This is a genomic window from Vreelandella sp. L-15 (genome assembly GCF_056857635.1).
The window spans coordinates 12989-34060 of the sequence record NZ_JBSXNN010000085.1; the positions used below are offsets into that span (position 1 = coordinate 12989).

Annotated in this window: 21 protein-coding genes; 15 read left to right on the plus strand and 6 right to left on the minus strand. The window is 55.8% G+C overall.

All coding sequences use genetic code 11. From position 1 onward, the window contains the following. Positions 1–7 precede the first annotated feature (7 nt). A complete protein-coding gene (locus AC13CY_RS12700) occupies positions 8–1660 on the plus strand; it encodes a fatty acid--CoA ligase (protein WP_483052624.1) in 1653 nt (550 codons plus the stop codon). An 11-nt stretch (positions 1661–1671) separates the two neighbouring features. On the opposite strand, the gene AC13CY_RS12705 is transcribed toward AC13CY_RS12700, so the two are convergent. Further along, entirely contained in the window at positions 1672–2676 is a 1005-nt protein-coding gene (locus AC13CY_RS12705; protein WP_082051457.1) for an AraC family transcriptional regulator, read from the minus strand. A gap of 154 nt (positions 2677–2830) precedes the next feature. Between AC13CY_RS12705 and AC13CY_RS12710 the strand changes: the two genes are divergently transcribed. Then, on the plus strand, positions 2831–4750 hold the full coding sequence (locus tag AC13CY_RS12710) for an ATP-binding cassette domain-containing protein (protein WP_044629775.1): 1920 nt from the start codon (positions 2831–2833) through the stop codon (positions 4748–4750). 53 nt (positions 4751–4803) lie between these two features. On the opposite strand, the gene AC13CY_RS12715 is transcribed toward AC13CY_RS12710, so the two are convergent. Next, entirely contained in the window at positions 4804–5256 is a 453-nt protein-coding gene (locus AC13CY_RS12715) for a universal stress protein (RefSeq protein WP_044629774.1), read from the minus strand. A 146-nt stretch (positions 5257–5402) separates the two neighbouring features. Here AC13CY_RS12715 and AC13CY_RS12720 point away from each other — a divergent pair, with 146 nt between their 5' ends. Beyond that, a complete protein-coding gene (locus AC13CY_RS12720) occupies positions 5403–5945 on the plus strand; it encodes a hypothetical protein (protein WP_044629773.1) in 543 nt (180 codons plus the stop codon). A gap of 3 nt (positions 5946–5948) precedes the next feature. Here the strand turns inward: AC13CY_RS12720 and slyA are convergent, their stop codons facing one another. Then, the gene (gene slyA / locus AC13CY_RS12725; protein WP_054641086.1) at positions 5949–6401 is read right to left on the minus strand and encodes a transcriptional regulator SlyA; all 453 of its coding nucleotides are present in this window, start codon (positions 6399–6401) and stop codon (positions 5949–5951) included. Positions 6402–6473: 72 nt separating this feature from the next. Next, positions 6474–7631 (minus strand): DUF5924 family protein, encoded by a 1158-nt coding sequence (locus AC13CY_RS12730; RefSeq protein WP_137094187.1) that lies wholly within the window; start codon positions 7629–7631, stop codon positions 6474–6476. A 258-nt stretch (positions 7632–7889) separates the two neighbouring features. Here AC13CY_RS12730 and fadB point away from each other — a divergent pair, with 258 nt between their 5' ends. Together fadB and fadA are read left to right on the plus strand one after the other, a co-directional pair. After that, on the plus strand, positions 7890–10076 hold the full coding sequence (gene fadB / locus AC13CY_RS12735) for a fatty acid oxidation complex subunit alpha FadB (RefSeq protein WP_062362021.1): 2187 nt from the start codon (positions 7890–7892) through the stop codon (positions 10074–10076). 24 nt (positions 10077–10100) lie between these two features. Then, entirely contained in the window at positions 10101–11279 is a 1179-nt protein-coding gene (gene fadA / locus AC13CY_RS12740; RefSeq protein ID WP_044629769.1) for an acetyl-CoA C-acyltransferase FadA, read from the plus strand. Between the two features lie 62 nt (positions 11280–11341). Here fadA and AC13CY_RS12745 read toward each other — a convergent pair whose 3' ends face one another. After that, complete coding sequence (locus tag AC13CY_RS12745; protein WP_139528436.1) at positions 11342–11803, minus strand: flavodoxin family protein; 462 nt, start codon at positions 11801–11803, stop codon at positions 11342–11344. A 159-nt stretch (positions 11804–11962) separates the two neighbouring features. On the opposite strand from AC13CY_RS12745, the gene AC13CY_RS12750 reads away from it, so the two are divergent. From AC13CY_RS12750 to AC13CY_RS12795, 10 genes are all read left to right on the plus strand, one after another. Next, positions 11963–12535 carry a hypothetical protein gene (locus tag AC13CY_RS12750; protein WP_483052625.1) on the plus strand — a complete coding sequence of 191 codons (573 nt, stop codon included), beginning with the start codon at positions 11963–11965 and terminating at the stop codon, positions 12533–12535. Positions 12536–12587: 52 nt separating this feature from the next. Then, the gene (locus AC13CY_RS12755) at positions 12588–13064 is read left to right on the plus strand and encodes a YbhB/YbcL family Raf kinase inhibitor-like protein (RefSeq protein WP_483052626.1); all 477 of its coding nucleotides are present in this window, start codon (positions 12588–12590) and stop codon (positions 13062–13064) included. 93 nt (positions 13065–13157) lie between these two features. After that, a complete protein-coding gene (locus tag AC13CY_RS12760; protein ID WP_054641090.1) occupies positions 13158–13499 on the plus strand; it encodes a zinc ribbon domain-containing protein YjdM in 342 nt (113 codons plus the stop codon). A gap of 306 nt (positions 13500–13805) precedes the next feature. After that, a complete protein-coding gene (locus AC13CY_RS12765; protein WP_483052627.1) occupies positions 13806–14270 on the plus strand; it encodes an SUF system Fe-S cluster assembly regulator in 465 nt (154 codons plus the stop codon). A gap of 69 nt (positions 14271–14339) precedes the next feature. After that, positions 14340–15782, plus strand: coding sequence for a Fe-S cluster assembly protein SufB (gene sufB, locus AC13CY_RS12770; protein WP_074210746.1), 1443 nt, complete (start codon positions 14340–14342; stop codon positions 15780–15782). 70 nt (positions 15783–15852) lie between these two features. Beyond that, the gene (gene sufC / locus AC13CY_RS12775; protein WP_044629764.1) at positions 15853–16602 is read left to right on the plus strand and encodes a Fe-S cluster assembly ATPase SufC; all 750 of its coding nucleotides are present in this window, start codon (positions 15853–15855) and stop codon (positions 16600–16602) included. Continuing rightward, a complete protein-coding gene (gene sufD, locus AC13CY_RS12780) occupies positions 16599–17939 on the plus strand; it encodes a Fe-S cluster assembly protein SufD (RefSeq protein ID WP_058578311.1) in 1341 nt (446 codons plus the stop codon). Before sufC ends, sufD begins: the two co-directional genes overlap by 4 nt. Positions 17940–17953: 14 nt before the next feature. Next, positions 17954–19219: an aminotransferase class V-fold PLP-dependent enzyme gene (locus tag AC13CY_RS12785; protein ID WP_074210745.1), complete on the plus strand. Its 1266-nt coding sequence runs from the start codon at positions 17954–17956 to the stop codon at positions 19217–19219. Between the two features lie 8 nt (positions 19220–19227). Then, positions 19228–19797 carry a putative Fe-S cluster assembly protein SufT gene (gene sufT, locus AC13CY_RS12790; protein WP_058578313.1) on the plus strand — a complete coding sequence of 190 codons (570 nt, stop codon included), beginning with the start codon at positions 19228–19230 and terminating at the stop codon, positions 19795–19797. A gap of 18 nt (positions 19798–19815) precedes the next feature. Further along, complete coding sequence (locus AC13CY_RS12795) at positions 19816–20604, plus strand: SanA/YdcF family protein (protein ID WP_083602213.1); 789 nt, start codon at positions 19816–19818, stop codon at positions 20602–20604. Between the two features lie 21 nt (positions 20605–20625). On the opposite strand, the gene AC13CY_RS12800 is transcribed toward AC13CY_RS12795, so the two are convergent. Beyond that, on the minus strand, positions 20626–21072 hold the full coding sequence (locus tag AC13CY_RS12800) for a hypothetical protein (protein ID WP_062375354.1): 447 nt from the start codon (positions 21070–21072) through the stop codon (positions 20626–20628).

Sequence of the window (21072 nt, forward strand, 5' to 3'; positions counted from 1 at the left end):
ATGTCTTATGTCGACGATAACCCCAAAACTGCTTCCTTCTACGTCCTCTGCCACCAACCCTCCCATGCTGATCAAGGATCTGCTGGAGTCGGGTGTGCGCATGGCGGGCAGCAACCAAATTGTGTATCGCGATCAAAGCCGCCACGACTACCGCCGATTTCAAGAGCGGGTCCATCAGTTGGCCCACCTTCTGGCCTCACAAGGCGTTCAGGCTGGAGACGTGGTGGCCGTACTGGATTGGGACAGCCACCGTTATTTGGAGTGCTTTTTCGCCATCCCCATGATCGGTGCGGTGCTGCATACGGTGAACGTCCGTTTAGCACCCGAACAGATTCTTTACACCATGGAGCACGCAGAAGATGTCTTTGTGCTGGTGCATGAAGACTTCGTGCCTCTGCTGGAGCCGCTGGCGCAGCAACTTCCCGATATTCGTGGCTACGTGCTTTGTCAGGAAGAGCGCCGTGACGTCTCGACGTCGCTGCCACTGGTGGGGGAGTACGAGGCCCTGCTGGCTGACCAGCCCAGCCATTATGATTTCCCCACGTTCGATGAAAATGGCGTGGCCACGCTGTTCTACACGACCGGCACGACCGGCAACCCGAAAGGGGTGTTCTTCACTCATCGTCAGCTGGTGTTGCACACGCTGGGCGAGGCCAGCACGTTCCAGGCGCCTGGCTTCGAGCTGTTGAACCGAGACAAGGTGTATATGCCCATTACGCCGATGTTTCACGTGCATGCCTGGGGCGTCCCTTACACCGCCACGCTGCTGGGCGCGACGCAAGTGTACCCGGGCAAATACGAGCCGGAGATGCTGGTGAAGCTGCTGGTCAGTGAAAAGGTCGATTTTTCTCACTGCGTACCGACACTGCTCAACATGGTGGTGAGCGCGGAGGCCATCGCGACGAAAAAAGTCGATTTGACTGGCTGGAAAGTGCTGGTCGGAGGTAGCGCCTTGACCCAGGCGTTGGCAAGCCGTGCCTGGGCGCTTGGGATCGACACCCGCAGCGCTTATGGCATGTCGGAAACGTGTCCTCTGCTCACTGCCGATATCTTGCCGAAGGAGGTTGCGGAGGCTGACTTCGAAAGCCAGCTTCCCTGGCGCTGTAAGGCCGGTCTTCCGGTGCCGTTCGTGCGGCTGCAGGTGGTCGATGTTGACGGCCAGCCGCTCCCCCACGATGGCAAAAGTGTCGGGGAGGTGCGTGTCCAAGCCCCGTGGCTAACCCAGGCTTACTATAAAGAAGAAAAGCGTAGTGAGGAGCTGTGGCGGGATGGCTGGCTGCATACCGGAGATGTGGGTTCTCTGGATGAGCATGGTTTCCTAGCAATTAGCGACCGTATTAAAGATGTCATTAAAACCGGAGGCGAGTGGCTGTCCTCGTTGGAGCTGGAAAGCTATATCAGCCAGTGTCCTGGTGTTGCCGAAGTGGCGGTGATAGGCGTGGCAGATGATAAGTGGGGAGAGCGCCCGGCCGCGCTGGTGGTGCCCAGTGATCTCAAACAGCCGCCTACCGTAGAGGCTATCCAGGGCTTTATGGAACAGTTTGTGGCGCAAGGCAAACTCAACCGTTGGGGTGTTCCCTCTCTGATTCGTATCGTCGATGAAATCCCTAAAACCAGCGTCGGCAAGCTAGATAAAAAGCGCATTCGTACCGAGATATAAGCGCGAACCTCTCACCTTGTCGCCTGTGCTTTACGGTAGGCGGCAGGGGAGTTGCCTGTCCACTGCTTAAAGGCGCGGCTAAAGCAGGCTAAGTCCTCAAAGCCAAGCGTTTCTGCAATGGAAGATAGCGTACGCTGGCTTCGGGTCAGCGCTTGAATAGCGTAGTCACGCCGGTACTCATCCTTAACAGCTTGAAAGCGCGTACCCTCTAGTTGTAAATGCCTCGAGAGCGTCCGTACGGAGACATGCAGCGCCTCGGCAACCTCTTGAACGGTACACGCCTCCGGCAAGTGACGGCTGAGGTGCTCTCTCACCCGGTGGGTGGCTAAGCGGTCTTCAAACGAGACATAAAACCAATCCGCCGGTGCGCGTTGTAAAAAAGCCCCCAAATGCTGCTTTGTTTGCCGAATAGGCTGTTCTAAGAGCGACTTGTCGAAGTAAACAGCTGTTTGTGGCTGGTCGAACTTCACTTTTCCCGGATAAAAATAGAGGTAGTCGGCGCTGTGGGCGGGCTGCGGGTAGCTGCACTCCATTAAAACGGGCGGTATCTTGCGAGCAATCATCCAGGAAGCGATGCCGTGGAAAAGTTTTAGCATCAGCTCATGGACTAAAATGCGGCTGCCTTGCAGCGGCGCATGCTCTTCCAGCGCCAGACGCGCTAAGTCGTCTTCAATCGTAAAGCTGTAGCCAAAATCATCCAGAAGTATGCGAAAAAACTGGGTATAGCGATGCAGGGCGACCTGTAGGGTAGGCGCTTCCAGCATACTTAAGCACAGCAGCTTGAGGGTTCCACAGCGTAAAGGGCGTGAGAAAAAACGCGGTGTTTCATCGTCTAGCTCAACGGCCAGCAGGCGGTAGAGCTCAGCAAATTGCTCAACGGTGACGCGCCCATTAGGAGCACTAAGTAAAAAGGGTGAAATGCCTGCTTGTTCTAAATAGCGGGTGGGTGGTTGCCCCGCAGCGGTTAGGCCACGAAATAACTCATTAACAAAATGCATGGAGACTGTCACTGTCACGGTGATTTCACCTTACCAGCGTTTTTCAACACCGCTTTATTGTTGTTAATTAGCCTATGACGTTAGCACGTTGTCTCGCTTGGCTCTACAAGGGGGCATCGTAATTCGGAAGCATGCGTTACACTGTGCGCCTCACGACGAAGGAGGACACTGCGTGACCCTGTTACGACTCGAACAGCTGCAACTTGCTTACGGCACCCAAGTACTGCTCGATCGCGCCGACCTGACGGTTGAAAGAGGCGAGCGGCTGGCGCTGGTCGGGCGCAACGGCACCGGTAAATCCACGCTACTAAAGCTGGTGGCGGGCGATATTCAGGCCGACGACGGCTCCATCTGGCGTGCGCCGGGCTTGAAAATTGGCGTGCTGGCCCAGGAATTGCCTGAATCCTCGGGCATGACGATTTTTGATATGGTGGCTCAAGGCCTGCCCGAAGCGGGCGAGCTGCTGTCTGAATATCAGCACCTCATCAACGACCCAGACCCGGATATGAACCGCATGGCGACGCTGCAAACGCGTCTTGAAGCCATTGACGGCTGGTCGTTTCATCAGCGTATCGACGTGGTGTTAACCCGGTTGGGTCTGCCGCCAGAAGCCGAGATGAGCGCGCTGTCCGGTGGCTGGCGTCGTCGTGTAGCGCTGGCCCGCGCGCTAGTGTCAGAGCCTGACCTGTTACTTCTTGATGAGCCCACCAACCACCTGGATCTTGATACCATTGCGTGGTTGGAAGAACAGCTACTTGCCTTTAATGGCGCCGTATTGCTCATTACCCACGATCGGGCGTTTTTGTCGAAACTCGCTACTAACATCCTTGAGCTGGATCGCGGCAAACTCGGGCGCTACCCCGGAAACTACGCTGAATACCAGGCGCGCAAACAGCATGAGCTGGAAGTGGAAGCCCGTGAGAACGCCGAGTTCGATAAAAAACTCGCCCAAGAAGAAGCTTGGATACGCCAAGGTATTAAAGCGCGCCGCACCCGTAATGAAGGCCGGGTCCGCGCGCTAGAGGCCATGCGTAATGAGCGTAGTCAACGCCGCGAGCGGCAGGGAACAGCCAACCTAACCGTGGATAGCGGAGAGCGGACCGGTAAGCGCGTGGTAGAGCTGAAAGGCGTTACTCAGCGCTTTGGTGATGAGGTGATCTTGCGTAATGTGAACCTGGAAGTGATGCGTGGCGACCGCATCGGCTTCTTGGGGCGTAACGGTGCCGGTAAAACCACGCTGTTGAAAATATTGCTTGGCGAGCTAGTCCCTACCGAAGGCAGCGTACAGTTAGGTACTAATCTCAAAGTGGCCTATTTCGACCAGTTACGTGCCGGGCTTGAGCTGGAAAAAACGGTTTACGATAACGTCGCCCAAGGTAGCGACCGAGTCAGCGTGGGTGGTAAAGACCGCCATGTGATGAGCTATCTGCAGGATTTCTTGTTCACCCCAGATCGCGTGCGTCAGCCAGTGAAAGCGCTATCCGGGGGAGAGTCCAATCGCCTGCTGTTAGCCAAGCTGTTTACTCAGCCTGCTAACGTACTGGTGCTCGATGAGCCTACCAACGACCTAGACATGGAAACGTTGGAGCTGCTTGAAGAGCTGCTGTTAGATTTTGATGGCACGCTGCTTCTGGTTTCCCACGACCGAACCTTCATGGATAACGTGGTGACCAGCATGCTGGCCTTCGAAGGTGAAGGGCGCGTGCGTGAATACGTGGGCGGCTATACCGACTGGATTCGCCAGGGCGGTAAGTTACCCCCTGCACCGTGGGAAGGCGCGGCGCGGCAGCAAACCGAGCCCACCAGCGAGGCCGTTAAAAAAGCTGCTCCAGCCCCAGCGGCGGAGCCGACTAAAAAAGCCGTTAAGCTCTCTTACAAACTACAGCGTGAGCTAGATGCGCTGCCCGCTGAGATTGAACGCTTAGAGGGGGACGTAGAGACGCTTGAGCAGGAGATTGGCGACCCGGCGTTTTATCAGCAGGAGGCCACCGCTGTGACGGCTAAACTGCAAGCGCTAGAGAAGGTTCAGCAGGCACTGGAAGTGGCGATGGAGCGTTGGATGGAGCTTGAAGCAATGGCCAATGGCGAATAGCTAGCGCTGTTATATGCTAAAGGCCCCGGGTGGGGCCTTTACCGTTAAAAAAGCTATTCGTCGCTTTTTTCACCTTTTTTGCCCACACGAACGGCTAAAACGTCGCACTGAGCGCCGCGTAATACGCCAGTAGAGGTGGAGCCAAGCAGCAAAGCAAAGCCGTGACGGCCATGGGAGCCGACCACGATGAGGTCAACGTCGTGCTCTTCGGCAAAGCGGTGAATCTCCGTGTCTGGCATACCTACCACCACATGCTGGTCAGCAGCCTCGACGTGAGGCGCGGCGATCTCCGCTAAGCGCTTCTTGGCATGCTCATCTAGCTGGTCCTGGATGCTGGTAAGATCCATAGGAATATCGCCGCCGTAGGCGAATCCCAAGGGTTCCAGAGTGTGCATGATCGAAATTTTCGCGCCGTTGTTGCGCTCGGCAATCGCCACCGCACGCTCAAGGATTTTGTGAGAGTCTTTGGTTAAGTCGACGGCGACCAGGATATGGCGATAGCTCATGGCGTATCTCCTTGGTGATGTGGCACACAGAAAGGCTCTTGTTCGATACCTTTACTTTAGGTCTGAAAATGAATCTTAACAACGACCTAGGTCATAGTTTTTAAATATTGCGAGTTGAGTTTGACGAAAAGAGGGTAAGCGTTGCAATGGAATGGTTGATCATCGTTTTTATTCTGATGTTTGTGATTGCGCCAGTCATGTGGTTAAAACCAAGCCCGCGCCAAAAGCGCCAGATGGCGCTGCGCTCCTGCGCAGCGCGTCAGGGGGTGACGGTCAAAATGGCCAAACCACCTCTACATCATTTTAGAGGCACGATGCCCGCGTATCGCTGGCACTACCCGCAACAGGCGCCTGGGCCTGATTTTGTACTGGTACGTGACTCCAACGCTAGTGACGCTTTGGAGCCTTTTCACGCGGGTTGGCGCTGGCGCATTGCGCCGCTGCGTCCCTTGCCCGATGTGGCCAGCACACACTTACGAACTCTGTTAGAGCGTCTGCCCCAGGATGCGTTGGTATTGGAATCTAACGCCCATTCGCTGACGCTATGGTGGTGGGAATCACAAACCGCCGAGCGGTTTACGCGCTATTTGGCGGATATCGAACCTCTCAAGAAGGCGTTGAGCGGCCTTTCAGACCACCCACCTGCCAAACCGCTAGCGCCAGATGGCGTGGAACAAAGAAACGTCTAACGATTAGGCTGTGGGGCTATCTTGATCCCTTGTCTGAATCGCCAGACCGTTGGATTCGATCAGCGCAAGCCACTTATCCAACTGGTCCAGGTCCTGTTCGCTCAAGCCTGCTAGCATCTCCTGACGCGCAGCCAGTACCACACTATCGATCTGCTCCAGGAGCGGTATGGCGGCTGGAGTAAGGTAGAGCCGTTTGCTGCGTCGATCGTCATCGCAGGCGCGACGCTCGACCAGACCTTGCGCCTCCAACTGTCCTAAAGTACGCACCAGCGACGGCGCCTCGACACCGATCGCGCGCGCCAAATCACACTGAGGATTGCCTTCCCCCAGTTTCCAAAGATGGTACAGAGTCACCCACCGGGTTTGGGTCAGCCCTAATGGTGCCAGCCTGCGATCGAGGATCGAGCGCCACAGATGGGGCAAACGAGCAATACGAAAACCAATTGTTGATGCCATAGGTAACTAACTGCCGAAAAGTGTAAGTGAACGAATTGTCATAAGCTGCGTCGCTGAATGCAAGGTGTTCTGCTACTCCGGCTCTGATGAGTCGCTTTGAGTGCCGTTCTTTCCAGGGATAAAACGACGTAAATTAAGCGCGCTCAGCCCGCTAGGCTGAATGGTGCTATCGGCGACGGTTGCCTTGTCAGCATCTTCCGACACAGTAAACCGAATTAGGCCCAGCCGCTGGCCACCGTCCGTCATAATATCGACCCGCCACTCCCCCGATGGGTCTTCGGGGAAGTTCTGCTTGTGGCTCCATGCGCGGTAGCCTTGTTCGCGCCCGCCGTTAATCGCAAGCTCCACAGTGTCCATTTCTGCACCGTTATGATGCCACGCATGGTAGATAGTTTCGCTTAATCCGCGAGGCGCACGAATAGCGGTATACACATACAGCCCATTACTGCGGATAGCATCAGGCGTCAATGCCATGGTGCCTTGAGGTGTGCGCTGCTGTGTATCAAACGCTGGGGATAGCGCTGTGCTGGTCATCCAGAGGCTAGCGGGCGGTACCCACACGCGACCAAGCCATGCCCCATAAGCCAGCACCACGGTTAGTGCAAAAAAGCCTAGCCAGCGCGCGAGGGAGCGCTTTTTCAATAAATGCCAAAAGCTAGGTAGAGCCACTAAAACAGTTAATACCAATGCTAACAGTAGGCTCTGTCCCGTGGTGAGGTGCACCATGATGGGCAGAATGACCAGTAGTACCAAGAACACACACTGGGCATGAAACATAAAATAGAGACTGCGCCAGCGCCCAGCGAGCTTGTAGTAGAGCGGATCGATAATCGACCACACGGCCATGCCAATCACCAACAGCGCGAACAGCGCTTGGCCGCTGTTCCACACGGTGGTCACCAGAATAAACGGCAAGGTAAAAAACAGCGTCTCCTGGTGAATCATTTGAGCGATAAAAGCGGTAATGCCTTTCGGCAGCGTCGGATGACCGCGATGGGCCAGCCAGCGGCCAATCAAACTTTCGGATAGTAGCAGTAGCCAAGCAAACAGCAGCCCCAGTGCTAGAACAGCCCCCAGCCACTGTTGGCGATCAACGAGGAAAAAGCTGCCTAATCCGGCCGCAAACGCCATGGGCGGCCAGAGCCAACTCCAGGGCTTTAGGCGCTCTACGATCCTTTCGACGCGCCCTTGCAGTGCTTCCATGCGGGCGGGAGTTAAGAGTGTCCCCATAGCGTTAAAAACTCGTCAATGAAACGTATATGATCGTTGGGATAGCGGGTAAAGTCGATGTGATACGCCATTATGCGCTTAAAAAGCGTAAGAAATGTGTGCATTTAGAAAGGTGTCTATCAAGCAAGCGGATTAGCCAAAAGTCAGGGCTTGACGTACTGGCGTAACTCAACCAAGCTAAGGCAATCAAACGACCGTATGAAATGCGTGGCAGGCTCGTCAACGGCGTGCCAGCCCGAACTTGTGGAGAGAGCGCGCATGATCTATCAAGGCAATGCCATCACGGTGGAGCGTCGTGACACCCTGGGTGGCAATGACATCGCAATTCTCACTTTCGATTTGAAAGATGAGTCCGTCAATAAGCTATCCAGCGCCGTTATGGCAGAGCTGGGCAATGCGGTAAAAGCGATTCAGGCCGAAAGTGGTTTGAAAGGGCTGATGATACGCAGTGGCAAAGACGCCTTTATCGTCGGCGCCGACATCACCGAATTTCACAGCCTGTTCGACAAGGGCGAAGAGTATCTGGTGGAGATGAACCTCAAGGTTCACGACATCTTCAATGCGATTGAGGACCTGCCTTTCCCCACCGTGACGGCGATCAACGGGTTGGCGCTGGGCGGCGGTTGCGAAGTGCTGCTGACCACCGATTTCCGCGTGATGAGCGAGAAGGCCAAAATTGGCCTGCCAGAAACCAAGCTGGGCATTCTGCCGGGTTGGGGTGGCTGCGTGCGCCTGCCGCGCCTGATAGGTGCCGATAACGCCGTTGAGTGGATTGCGGGTGGCACTGAAAACCGCGCAGATGCAGCACTTAAAGTGGGTGCTGTGGATGCGGCTGTTGCCCACGAACAGTTGGAAGAGGCGGCACTGGATATCCTCGACCGCGCCAATGCAGGCGAATTGGATTATCACGCTCGTCGCGAAGAGAAAAAATCACCGCTCAAACTCAACGCCATCGAACAAATGATGGCGTTCGAAACCGCTAAAGGATACGTCGCTGGCAAAGCGGGCCCGCACTATCCCGCCCCGGTTGAAGCCATCAAAGTGATTCAAAAGGGCGCCGGTGAGACTCGCGCCCGCGCGCAGGCCATTGAAGCCAAGTCGTTCGCCAAGCTCGCGCTGAGCAGCGTTGCCTTCAACTTGGTAGGTCTGTTCATTAACGACCAAGTCGTTAAAAAGAAAGGCAGCAAGTACGAGAAGCAGGCGCAGCCAGTCAAGCAAACCGCCGTGTTGGGTGCTGGCATCATGGGCGGGGGTATCGCCTACCAGAGTGCCAGCAAGGGTACGCCGATCCTGATGAAAGACATCAAGGACGATGCCATCGAGCTAGGCCTGAAAGAGGCGCGCAAGCTGTTCTCTAAACAGGTAGAGCGTAAAAAGCTCACCACCGAGCAGATGGCCGAAAAACTCTCTAACATCCGTCCAACGCTCTCTTACGGCGATTTCGGTAATGTCGATTTGGTCGTAGAAGCGGTGGTCGAGAACCCCAACGTCAAAGACGCCGTGTTGACCGAAGTAGAAGACAAGGTAAGTGAGAACACGATTCTAACTTCCAACACGTCGACCATTTCGATTAACCGTCTGGCTAAGAACCTGAAGCGCCCGGAAAACTTCTGTGGCATGCACTTCTTCAACCCCGTGCACCGCATGCCGCTGGTGGAAGTCATTCGTGGCGAGAAAACCTCGGACGCCGCCGTTGCCGCAACCGTGGCTTATGCCCGGGCCATGGGTAAAACCCCCATCGTGGTGAATGACTGCCCTGGGTTCCTGGTCAACCGTGTGCTTTTCCCTTACTTCGGTGGCTTTAGCTTCCTGGTCGAGCAGGGTGCCGACTTCCAGCGCGTCGATAAAGTCATGGAGAAGTTTGGCTGGCCCATGGGCCCGGCGTACCTGCTGGATGTCGTCGGCATGGATACCGCCGTGCACGCCAACGAGGTGATGGCCGAAGGCTTCCCGGATCGTATGGCACGTGAAGGCAAAACCGCTATTCAAGTGATGTACGATAACAAGCGCCTGGGTCAGAAGAACGACAAAGGCTTCTACGCCTACGAAGAAGATAAGAAGGGTAAGCCTAAGAAAGTCAGCGACGAGCAGGCTTACGCACTAGTAAAAGAAGTGGTGAAAGAGCAAAAAGAGTTTTCGGATGAGGACATCATTGCTCGCATGATGGTGCCGCTGTGCCTTGAGACTGTGCGTTGCTTGGAAGATGGCATTGTCGATACGCCCGCAGAAGCCGATATGGCGCTGATTTACGGCATTGGCTTCCCTCCCTTCCGTGGCGGTGCGCTGCGCTACATCGACGCGCTGGGCGTAGCCGAGTTTGTTGCGCTGGCCGACCGTTTAGCACAAGAGCTGGGGCCGCTTTATGCACCCACCGAGAAGCTGCGTGCTATGGCACAGAATAACGAGCAGTTCTACGCTGGCACCACTGCAAACGCTCAGGCCTAAGTCACCACCCACAGGAGAAATAAGATGAGTTTGAATCCGAGAGATATCGTGGTGGTTGACGGTGTTCGTACCGCCATGGCGAAAGCGAAAAACGGCGCCTTCCGCAACGTGCGTGCCGAAAACCTCTCCGCTGCCGTGATGCAGGCGCTGTTTACCCGAAACCCTAATCTGGATCCGTCGGAAGTAGACGACGTGATCTGGGGGTGCGTCAATCAGACACTAGAGCAGTCCATGAACATCGCTCGCAACGCGGCGATCATGACCGGTATTCCTCGTACGGTGCCTGCCCAAACGGTGAACCGCCTCTGCGGCTCTTCGATGACCGCACTGCATATTGCTGCTGCAAACATTAAGGCGGGCATGGGTGATTTTTACGTGATCGGCGGTGTTGAGCACATGGAGCACGTACCGATGGCTCACGGCGTCGACGTGAATCCGGCGGCGAGTAAATACGCGGCCAAAGCCGCCATGATGATGGGGCTCACGGCGGAACTGCTGGGTAAAATGCACGGTATTTCCCGCGAAGATCAGGACAAGTTCGGTGTCCGTTCGCATCAACGTGCACAAGCGGCGATGGAGAAGGGCTACTTCGATAATGAGATCATCGGCGTCGAAGGTCACGACCAGCGTGGCTTCAAAGTGCTAGTGAAAAACGATGAGGTGATTCGCGCCGATGCCAGCCTGGAATCCATGGCGAACCTGAAGCCGGTCTTCGATCCGCGTAACGGTACCGTGACGGCGGGCACTTCGTCAGCGCTTTCAGTGGGCGCTTCCGCCATGGCCGTGATGAGCTACGAGCGTGCCCAGGCGCTGGGGCTGGAGCCGATTGCCAAAGTGCTCTCGACCGGTGTCGCAGGCTGCGATGCATCTATTATGGGGTATGGTCCGGTACCCGCGTCCAAGAAAGCCTTGAAAGCGGCTGGCTTGTCTGCAGCGGATATTCAAACCGTCGAGCTGAACGAGGCATTTGCCGCGCAGGGGCTGCCGGTGTTGAAAGACCTCGGCTTCCTGGACGCCATGGACGAAAAAGTGAACCTGCATGGCGGTGCCATCGCCTTGGGTCACCCGTTAGGCTGCTCCGGGTCGCGCATTTGCACGACGCTGCTGAACGTCATGCAGCAGCGCGATACCACCCTGGGCCTAGCCACCATGTGTATTGGCATGGGGCAAGGGGTTGCCACGGTGTTCGAGCGTTTGAAGTAATACGCGCTCTTCCCCGTAATGAAAACGGCACCCTGAGCGGTGCCGTTTTTTGTTTCAAGACGTTAAAACAATCCGTTGTCCAACCCAGCAGCAAGGGTCATGCCCAGCTCTTCGGCTTGGCTGATAAACGCCTCTTGCCACTCGCCGCGAAAAATCAGAGGGTCCTGCACCCAGCGCCAGCGTAGTCCCGTAACGATACTTTCCACTGCCCGACGAGTACCCGTTCCATCATGCCCCGCGCGGATGTAGAGTGCGCAGGGCAGGCCCTGCTTCTCTTCCAGTACGCCGTAGTAGCTGCGGTCGAAAAAGTCCTTTAGCGCGCCGCTCATGGTGCCTAGGTTTTCGGTAGTGCCCAATACGATACCGTCACAATCGAGGATGTCCGTCGGTCCTGCGTCGAAAGGCGTTTTGACGATGCACGTCACTGACTCGATATCCTCATGTTCTGCACCTCGCTGTACGGCCTCGCTCAAGGCGCGGGTATTGATGGAGGGGGAGTGAGCGACGATTAATAAGCGTTTCATGAGGATGTCTTCAGGCAATTGGCGGTAAGTTCAAGAGGTGCCACACTGTAGGCACTTAATGACACAGCCTAGAGGCCTTAGGGCAAACCAATCAAACGCTTTCAAACCGCGTATGGGATAGGGTGTTCCGTGTTGAACGATCAAAAAGGGAATCGCGTCATGCGTCAGCAGGCCAAAATGATAGGGATCGCCAGTCTTTGTTCATTAACGCTGTTGTTGGCAGGGTGTGCGGGTCAACCAAGTGCCTCAGCCCGTAACGACAGCCGTTCAGCTCCTGCCGCGAGCAGTGAAGAGATAGTTCCTGCTGCAGCCGCATCGAACTATCAACCCGTCAGAATGGCACAGGCGGAAGATTGGGCACCCCCGCTGCAGGCGAGCCCGGAAGAGGACGCCGCTTACTATGTGAGCCGGTTATCCGACCGCCGTTTTGTCAGCCAGTATGGTGGGCCCGATAACCCAAGACCCTGGTATATCGCAGCCGAGCGTCTGGGCGAAATAGGTATGCCTGCCGTTCCGCTGCTGTTTGCCCGCCTCAATACCGAGGACCAGTACGAACTTATGCTGGTGCTCTACGCATTGCAGTTAGCCACACAAGACCCGCTCGTGACCTTCCAAACCGGCGGCGAAGCCGTTCAACTGCCGACGGTACTGGACCCAAGCGCCAATGGGGAAAATCGGCGCATTGCTCAGCAGTGGTGGGAGCGCTATGCGACACAGTTGGAGTTGCGCTAACACATTCGCTACATTGACCCTTGCCCCTTATTTCGCTGATTAGGAGAGCTCTATGGCATTTGCACTATCTAGCATGCAAGTCACCAGCACGGCCTTTGGTAACCATCAAGCGATTCCTGCCAAGCACACGGGTGAGGGCGACGATGTTTCCCCTGCGCTCGCTTGGCAAGGGGCTCCGGAAGGCGCCAAAGGGTTTGCGGTGATCTGCCACGACCCTGATGCCCCGCTGGTGAAAGAGGGCAGCTACGGGTTTGTGCACTGGGTGCTTTACAACCTGCCGGGGGATATCACCTCGCTGGATGAAAACACCACGCTAGGCACGTTGGGTATGGCTGATTTTGGTAAACCTGGCTACGGCGGGCCCATGCCCCCAGAAGGCCACGGCAGCCACCTTTACTATTTCTGGGTGCTGGCGCTGGATGAACAAACAATGCTGCCGGAAGGACTTACGTTGCCTGAACTATTGAGCGCCGTTGAGCCTCACTTGTTAGGCATGAACCGTCTCGTCGGCACCTACGAGCGCGCCTGATTTACCTCCCCAGGCTGGAGCATTCCGCTGAAGCCGTGTAGGCTCCGTCGCTTGCTAATGTTTGTGTGATTGTCTGCTGCGATGGAGCCTTTGATGAGTGATATGCCCAACTGTCCTGCTTGCGCCTCTGAGTTTACCTATGACGATGGCATTCAATACGTTTGCCCAGAGTGTGGTAATGAATGGTCTAAGGACGGCGAATCAAGCGAAGTGGAGGCGGGCTCAGGCATCCGTGACGCAAACGGCAATATGCTGGCTGATGGTGACACCGTCACTGTAATTAAAGATCTCAAAGTGAAAGGCAGCTCCTCCGTTGTGAAAGTGGGTACCAAAGTGAAGAATATTCGCTTAGTAGACGGTGACCATGATATCGACTGCAAAGTCGATGGGATTGGCCCCATGAAGCTGAAGTCCATCTTTGTCAAAAAAGCTTAGCATCGAGCTAAGATCATCCTAGTTCCCTCTCCAAGCCTGCGATGAATCTCGTGGGCTTTATTTTTCGAGCTGTCATAGCTTCTCTAAATGATAATGATTGGCTTTTTTGATGTTATCAGCCGCGAACGTGCTAAGAAGTCGCGCTATTTGATAAGGATTTTGCAGAAGGGCTTCACATCAAATTTATACAGGACTAAAATGGTACTCAATTAACGGGTAAGCCAACGGCTCATTCCTGCATGGCGTAGTGGTAAGTGAGCCGTTGTGGATTAGTCGTGGTGAACGATGACGGCAAACGGAGTGACTATGCTCAAGCTTTCTCGGCTGACAGATTATGCCGCTGTGGTGATGGCACAAATTGCCCGTCATCCCCAGGCGTCGCATGCGGCGGCTGACTTAGCAGAAGCGGTTCAATTGCCCCATCCCACGGTGAGCAAAACCCTTAAGATGCTGGTGAAAGCAGGGCTTTTGGAGTCGCAGCGCGGTGCCCAAGGCGGTTACCGCTTAGCGCGTCCCGCCTCGAAAATTACTGCCGCCGACATTATCAGTGCGATTGAAGGGCCGGTCGCCATGACCGAGTGCAGCCAAGCGGAAGGCGGCTGTGAACTGGTCGCCACTTGTGGCGTAGCAGATAACTGGCAGCGGGTATCGTTGGCTATGCGCACGCTGCTTGAAAGCGTGACGCTTGCTCACTTGGCGGACACCGCGCCCATCAAGCTACCCGTACAGTTACCGATTCAAAGTATCAGCCTATCGGCGGCATCGGCTTAAACCGTTAGGCAATTTAACCCTATTCACGGCGAGCTAACCTCGCCACCCAACTGCCCGGAGGGTATCACCATGGCAAGCGAAGAAATGGAACAGTTGGTTCGTCGCGAGTACAAAGATGGCTTTGTAACCGATATTGAAAGCGACACACTGCCACCTGGCCTGGATGAAAACACCATCGCCTTCATCTCCAAGAAGAAAGGCGAGCCGGAGTGGATGCTGGAGTGGCGCCTGGACGCTTACCGTCAGTGGTTGAAGATGGAAGAGCCGTCCTGGGCACACCTGAACTATCCGCCCATCGATTACCAAGAGATCTCCTATTTTAGTGCGCCCAAGCGCCCAGAAGATCGCCCCCAGAGCCTGGATGAAGTCGACCCCAAGCTGCTGGAAACCTACGAAAAACTGGGTATTCCGCTGCACGAGCGTGCCGCGCTCGCCGGTGTCGCGGTTGATGCGGTATTCGACTCCGTATCGGTTGCCACCACGTTCAAAAAAGAGCTGGCGGAAGCGGGAGTAATTTTCTGCTCCATTTCCGAGGCTATTCGCGATTACCCGGATCTCATTAAGCAGTACCTGGGTACCGTGGTGCCGGTAGCGGATAACTATTTCGCTGCGCTGAACTCTGCCGTGTTCACCGATGGCTCGTTCGTCTTCGTACCGGAAGGCGTCAAGTGCCCGATGGAGCTGTCGACTTACTTCCGCATCAACGCGGCTAACACCGGCCAGTTTGAGCGTACGCTGGTGATCTGTGAAGACCGCGCCCAGGTCTCTTACCTGGAAGGCTGCACCGCGCCCATGCGCGATGAGAACCAGCTGCACGCGGCGGTTGTCGAGCTGGTAGCGCTGGATGATGCCTACATCAAATACTCCACCGTTCAGAACTGGTACCCGGGTGACGAAGAGGGTAAGGGCGGTATTTACAACTTCGTGACCAAACGTGGCGACTGCCGCGGTGAGCGTTCACGCATCAGTTGGACACAGGTAGAAACCGGCTCTGCGATTACTTGGAAATACCCCTCTTGCGTGCTGCGCGGTAAAGACAGCATCGGTGAGTTCTACTCTGTTGCAGTAACGAACGGTCGCCAGCAAGCGGATACCGGCACCAAGATGATTCATATTGGTGAAGGTACACGCTCCTATATCGTTGCCAAAGGTATTTCAGCGGGTAAGAGCGACCAGTCTTACCGTGGCTTGGTCAAAATTGGGCCGCGTGCCAAGGGCGCGCGTAACTTTACCCAGTGCGATTCGCTGCTGATTGGCGACAAGTGTGGTGCCCACACGTTCCCCTATCAGGAAATTGGCAACAGCACCGCGACCATTGAGCACGAAGCCACCACCTCTAAAATCGGTGAAGATCAGCTCTTCTACTGCCAGAGCCGCGGTATCTCAGAAGAAGATGCGGTCAGCATGATTGTGAATGGCTTCTGTAAAGATGTTTTCCAAGAGTTGCCGATGGAGTTCGCGGTGGAAGCGGAAGCACTGCTCAATGTCACTCTGGAAGGCGCGGTGGGCTAACCGCTCCGGCACCCAACTTATTTTTAGGGCGTCGCACTCGCGACCCGCAAGTATTTAAAAGGCGATCACTATGTTGCAAGTTAACGATTTACACGTCACCGTCGAAGGCAAAGAGATTCTGAAAGGCCTGACGCTCACCATTAATGCCGGTGAAGTGCACGCCATCATGGGCCCCAACGGCGCGGGTAAATCCACGTTGTCAGCGGTTATTGCTGGTAAAGATGGCTACGAAGTGACCCAAGGCAGCATCACGTTTGAAGGCAAGGACGTGCTGGAAATGGAAATCGAAGAGCGCGCCCAAGCGGGCCTGCTGCTAGGTTTTCAATACCCGGTGGAAATCCCAGGGGTAAAAAACATTTACCTGCTGAAGTCTGCGCTTAACGCTCAGCGCGCTGCGCGTGGTGAAGGCGAAATGCCCGCGCCGGAATTCATGAAGCTGGTCAAAGAGAAGCTCGGCTTTATGAAAATGGATGCCAGCTTCCTGCAGCGTGCAGTGAACGAAGGCTTCTCCGGCGGCGAGAAAAAGCGTAACGAAATCCTGCAGATGTTGGTACTACAGCCGAAGCTGGCCATGCTGGATGAAATCGACTCTGGCCTCGATATCGACGCCATGAAAGTCGTCGCGGACGGTGTGAACAGCCTGCGTGCCGAAGAGCGCGCCATTCTGTTGGTCACCCACTACCAGCGCCTGCTGGACTACATTGTGCCGGACAAAGTCCACGTTCTGGTCGATGGCCGTATTGTCAAAACCGGCGATGCCGAGCTTGCCAAAGAGCTTGAGGCCAATGGTTACGAAGGCATTGAGGAGTCCGTGGCATGAGCGATACGCAAACGTTTTTGGACACGCTAGCCACGCGTAGCCAACAGCGCGCTGGAGAGCCTACCTGGATCGCCGCTCGCCGCCAGGCGGGCGCGGCTCGCTTCGAAGCAATGGGCTTCCCGACCCGCCGCGACGAAGAGTGGAAGTACACCGACGTGCGCGCCATCGCCCAGGGCAACTTTGCCTTGGCAGAGAACGCCGAGTTCTCTCAGGCCCAGGCGGCTGCCCTCACGCTGCCCCTGGATGCTTACCGGCTGACGTTCGTGGACGGTGTGTTTTCGGCAGCGCTATCGGACCTCGATGCGCTTCCCGACAGCGTGCAGGTGATGCCGCTCTCTAAGGCACTGGCCGAGAACCATGAAGCCGTGGGCGGCCCGCTGGGGCGTTTAACCGGGGTCGATTTCTCCACGTTCGCCGCTTTAAATACCGCCTTTATGGAAGAGGGCGCAGTGGTGCGCATCGCGCCGGGCACCGTCGTCGAAAAGCCCATTTTGCTGCAGTTCCTGTCTCGTGCGGGGACGCCGGTGATGAGCCATCCGCGCATTTTGGTCGAAGCCGCTGGGCGTAGCGAAGCTACCCTCATTGAGCACTACGTGGGTGAGGCGGATGCCGCCAACTTTACCAACGTCGTGGCAGAGCTAATGCTGGACCGTGGGGCAATTTTGAACCACTACAAGCTCCAGGAAGCACCCATTGGTGACCTGCACGTAGCGAGCATTCACGTCGAGCAGAACCGCGACAGCCGCTACACCTCGTACAACCTGAATTTGGGTGGCGCGCTGGTGCGCAACGACCTGGTCAGTGACTTGAACGGTCAGGGCGCTGAAACGAACTTCTACGGCCTGTTCTTTGGCCAGGGTCGCCAGCACGTGGATAACCACACTAAGGTGAACCACAACGCGCCACTGACGTTCTCGAACGAGAACTACAAAGGCATTCTGGATGATCGCGCTCACGGTGTCTTCAATGGCAAAGTGTACGTGAAGCGCGATAGTCAGAAGATTGAAGGCTTCCAGAGCAACCAGAACCTGCTGCTGTCAGATCGCGCGCAAATCGACGCAAAACCCGAGCTCGAAATCTACGCCGACGACGTGAAGTGCTCCCACGGCACCACCACCGGTCAGTTGGACGAGGATGCGATCTACGCACTGCGTACCCGGGGTATCGACGAAGCCACGGCACGTGGCCTGTTAACCCTCGCCTTCGCTGGTGAAGTACTTGAGCAAGTGGCGCTTGATGCTATTGCCGAGCGCGTTGAGCTGGCGGTAGCCGGTAAACTGCCTGAGCGTTTCAATCTCGCCGGACTGGTTGAAGCGGCGGCTGCGCTCAACGATTAATCAAGGAGTCATCAATGCCCCATAGCGTGATTGAGAAGCCTACCGAGCGCAGCGTTGCGGCCTATGACGTTGAAGCGCTACGCCGCGACTTCCCGATTTTGAATCGTGAGGTTCACGGCAAGCCGCTGGTGTATTTGGATAATGCCGCCACCAGCCAAACGCCGCAGCAGGTGATTGACGTGTTTAGCGATTACTACTCGCGCTACAACGCCAATATTCACCGCGGCTTGCATACGCTCGCCGATGAAGCGACGGCAGCCTTTGAAGCCACGCGTCATCGTGTTAAAGCGTTTCTCAATGCCGAAGATGCCCGCCAAATCATCTTCACGCGGGGCACCACTGAAGCGATCAATTTAGTGGCCCAAAGCTGGGGCCGCAGCCAGCTAAATGCCGGAGACGAAGTGCTGATCTCGATGTTGGAGCACCACTCCAACATCGTTCCCTGGCAACTGCTGGCGGCGGAGCGCGGCTTCACGATCAAGGTCATCCCAGTGGACGCGCACGGGGCGCTCGATATGCAGGCGTATCGTGAACTCTTGAGTGAGCGCACGAAACTGGTGGCGGTGAATCACGTCTCTAACGCACTGGGTACGATTAACCCCGTGAAAGAGATGGCAGCGCTGGCGCATCAGCATGGCGCGCTCATCTTGGTGGATGGCGCCCAAGCGACGCCGCATCAGCAGGTGGACGTTCAATCTATCGATGCGGATTTCTATGCGTTTTCAGGCCATAAAGTGTACGGCCCAACGGGTGTTGGCGTGCTATATGGCAAGCAGGCGTTGCTAGAGGTCATGCCGCCTTGGCAGGGTGGCGGTGAAATGATCAAAACCGTTTCCTTTGATGCAGGTACCACCTTTGCAGATATTCCGCATAAATTTGAAGCGGGTACTCCCGCCATTGCCGAAGTGATTGCGCTTGGCCGTGCGCTTGAGTGGATGGAGGGCGTTGGCGTTGAGGCGATTGGTGCGTGGGAAGCCGTGCTGCTCAACCATGCAACTCAGGCGGTGAGTGGCATTGAGGGCCTGCGGATATTAGGCACTGCGCCGCATAAAGCGGGCGTGCTCTCCTTCGTTGTTGAAGGTGCGCACTCGCAGGATATTGGTCTGCTGATTGACCAGCTGGGTGTAGCAATTCGTACCGGGCACCACTGCGCCCAGCCGCTGCTGCATCACTTTGGCGTTGAGGCGACCTGTCGTGCATCGTTTGCTGCGTACAATACCCTTGATGAAGTAGACACGTTTGTGGCAGCGCTCAACCGTGTGATTGGAATGGTACGCTAAGGACATCTATGGATATCGAGCAAATTGCGAGTCTTGAGCGCGGTCAAAAACTCCCGCTCCAGCGGGATGTAGAGGCTATCGCGATTCCGTTCGGCAAAACGGATACGCTGGCGGAAGACAGTATTGTCAGCGTAATGCAAGCCAAAGGTAGCTCGGTGAGTGTTGGTTTTGAGGGGCGCTTATACCTGATTGAAGGGCGTAACCTTGATGCGCTGGGGCTTGAGTCGCTGCCACGTCCGACACTGCCAGAAAGTGCTACTGATGAAGAGATTGAGCAGTTTGTCTGGGATCAGCTGCGCACCTGCTTTGACCCGGAAATTCCGGTGAATATTGTTGATCTAGGGCTGGTGTACGGCTGTCGGATCGAGCGCTTGATTAGTGGCGAGCGGATAGTCACTATCCGTATGACGCTGACCGCGCCTGGCTGCGGCATGGGCGATGTCATCGCTGCCGATGCGCGCAACAAGATTCTGGGAGCGCCGCAGATCAGCAAGGTGCATACCGAAATTGTCTTTAGCCCACCCTGGAGTCGTGACATGATGAGCGATGAAGCCAAGCTTGAGCTCGGCATGTTTTAACCCCTGCTGGGGAGCTGGATGCACAGCCTGTTATTACGTTGGATAAAGCGTTTTCTAATGTCGCTAGGAGCCTTGCTGCTACTGGCGACATTGCTATTTATAGCCGGTAATTTATGGGTGCTTGCAAGTACCGCACGCTATATCGACGGTCATTTAGAGCAGTGCCAACCCACAGACGTGGCGATTGTCTTTGGCACCTCCCACTGGACTCGTAGTGGGCTACGTAACCCGCATTTTCATGCCCGCATGCGAACGTCTGCACGCCTTATCGCTGACCAGCGTGTTCAGCATCTGCTCATCTCTGGCGATAATCGCACCCAAGCCTATAATGAGCCGCGTGCCATGTGGCGCGATCTGTATCGCCGAGGGGTGTCTGCAGAGCAACTGACAATGGATTTCGCTGGCTTCAGCACCTATGACACGATGGTGCGGGCGCGGGATGTGTTTCAGCTTAAAGAGGCGCTGCTGGTTACCCAGAGTTGGCACTTGCCTCGGGCTATTTTTATCGGGCGTGCGCTGGGGATGGAAGTGACGGGCTGTATTGCTGAGGAGCAGTCAGCGGCAGATGAGTGGCGGTTAAAAATGCGTGAATGGGTAGCGCGAATTGCTACTCTGGGAGATCTCTACTTATGGCAGAGGGAGCCCTACTTTCTCGGCCCCGCTGAGCCTATCGAGCTTCATCGCCAGGAGGGTGGCGATAAAAGTAGAGAAGAGAGTAGCGAAAACACGCCTGAGGCGACCGTCAATATCAACGCCGCTCTATTTTTTCAGCAGTCACTGCAGGCATATACAGTCCCTGAGCATTAAAGCCGAGTTAACGCCGCAAAGTTAGCGGCGAGTATTACGTTTTTGCAGGTTGTATAGCTCGCGAATCAGCTTACGGCATCCCCGCATGCACTCATCCACTACCGGTTCGATCGGGTCGGGTAGGGGGTGGGTAAACAAGGTTGAGAGGGCCTGCATCAGTACACGCTCTTGTTCTAACAGCTCATTGATCAAGACTTGGCTATCGCTGCCAACGAAGCTCTTTAAACGGCTCCAGAGCCATAAGAAGTCATCACGCTCAACGTCAGCATCCCGAGGCAGCATTTTTAAGTGCGCGCGGGCAAGTTCCTGCAGCTTACGCATCTGCTTGAGTCGCTCAGTATAGTGCGGCTTCAGTGCATCGCGCAGCGAGGGGCGCAGGCGTTCGATATTATCCTGGAAATAATCAATGCTATCGGCCAGCGCTTCCAGCACGCTGTCCATCGCCACTTGGCGATTGTCGAGAAACAT